Here is a 344-nt window from a genome sequence, read left to right as displayed (position 1 = left end):
CATGTTCTGCACGGACCCAAAAACGAGGCGATCCGATGTCTCTGCGGATCAGACTGGCTGCTCCGTGACGCCATGCGCGAGGCAAGACGTGAGGGGCTGACCTATGGTCTGCGCCATATCGCCTTTAATCCCGCACAATTCATGACAGACACACAGCTTTCTGAGTTTGCACAGACGATCTGCCGTGAATTTAAGGCTGAGCCTGAGCATATCACACTCGTCATCCATCAGAAGGACGGGAACACGCACGGGCATCTGCTCCTGCCGGAATGGCAGCAGGATCATATTTTAGACAGTCGTTTTAGCTGGATACGGTTAGAGAAACTGGCAAGACTGGAAGAAAT

The 344-nt window shown here is 52.6% G+C and carries 1 pseudogene; it reads left to right on the top strand.

The features are described 5' to 3' along the window. Positions 1 to 344 (top strand): annotated as a pseudogene (locus HK11_RS11705) (hypothetical protein); the annotation flags it as partial.

Source organism: Acetobacter sp. DmW_043 (genome assembly GCF_002153485.1).
Lineage (GTDB): Bacteria > Pseudomonadota > Alphaproteobacteria > Acetobacterales > Acetobacteraceae > Acetobacter > Acetobacter thailandicus.
The sequence above is the reverse complement of the archived record's forward strand: the minus strand, read 5'-3'. Positions and strand labels throughout refer to the sequence as shown.